The following is a 1,435-nucleotide window of genomic DNA, read 5'->3' on the forward strand; positions in this document are numbered from 1 at the left end:
GGATTTGCATCGTGCAGTTGATCGCCAACCTGGTGGCCAGGCCGAGTCAGCAAGCCGCGGTGCCTTACCCGGTGATCTGCCGACTGGCGTTCGGGGTGTTCGGGGCGAATATTCCTGCGGTCATTCGCGGCCTGATTGCGGTGGCCTGGTACGGRATTCAGACGTACCTGGCGTCCAGTGCACTCATCATCGTCGTGCTGCGGTTTTTTCCTGCGATGGCGGCCTACGCCGAACCGCACTTTGCCGGTTTGTCCTACCTCGGCTGGTTCGGTTTCCTCAGCCTGTGGTTCGTCCAGGCGCTGGTGTTCTGGACCGGCATGGAGTCGATCCGCCGCTTCATCGACTGGGCCGGCCCCGTGGTGTACGGCGTGATGTTCCTGCTCGCCGGCTGGATCGTTTGGCAGGCCGGCTGGAGCAATATCAGCTTCACCCTGGCGGAGAAATCCCTGTCTGGCTGGGAAGCCTTCGGCCAGGTGATCGTGGCAACGGCATTGGTGGTGTCGTACTTTTCCGGTCCGACCCTGAACTTCGGTGATTTCAGTCGCTACTGCCGCAGCATGAATGACGTGCGTCGCGGCAATTTCTGGGGGCTGCCGGTAAACTTTCTGGCGTTCTCGCTGGTGACCGTGGTGATCGTTTCCGGCACCTTGCCGGTGTTCGGTGAAATGCTTCACGACCCGATCGCCACCGTGGCGCGCATCGACAACAGCGTGGCGGTGCTGCTCGGCGCCTTTGCCTTCGTCACCGCGACCATCGGCATCAACATCGTCGCCAACTTCGTGTCCCCGGCATTCGACTTCGCCAACGTCGCCCCAAGCAAAATCAGTTGGCGTGCGGGTGGCATGATCGCCGCCATGGCGTCGATCTTCATCACCCCGTGGAACCTATTCAACAACCCCGAAGTGATTCACTACACCCTCGACGTGCTGGCGGCGTTCATCGGCCCGCTGTTCGGGATTCTGCTGGTGGATTACTACCTGATCAAAAAGCAGCAGATCGACGTCGATGCGCTGTTCAATGACGGCCCGAGCGGGCGTTATTACTACAGCGGCGGGATCAACTGGACGGCGGTCAAGGCGTTGATTCCTGCCACCCTGATGGGCGTTGCGATCACTTTCATCCCGGTGTTGCAGCCGATGGCCAACTTCGCCTGGTTCACCGGCTGCTTCCTCGGCGGCGTCCTGTACTTCGCTCTAGCCAGGCGCGAGCAGGCACAGCAATCGGCGGCGCTGGTCATCGCTGGATGACGTACGTGGCGATTTAAAGGTCTTTTGCAGACACCTTTTTCTGTCCATCTGGTTAATAATCGACAGCATAATTTTTCGCCCCGGCACCCTCTGTTCAGCAGGAAGGCCGGGGCTTTGCTTTTACTGTCGAGTCACTGCCATGGATTGTGTTGTCGAGGTGTTCCGGTGAGCGCCACCCGGCGTAGCGC

Annotated in this window: 1 protein-coding gene; it reads left to right on the top strand. The window is 60.1% G+C overall.

Going from position 1 to position 1,435, the window contains the following annotated elements:
- A partial coding sequence (locus AC1DLB_RS29900; RefSeq protein WP_477786277.1) for an NCS1 family nucleobase:cation symporter-1 occupies nt 1-1,247 on the top strand: 1,247 nt, incomplete at its 5' end.
- Nucleotides 1,248-1,435: the final 188 nt, after the last annotated feature.

The organism is Pseudomonas sp. 05N434 (assembly GCF_056396965.1).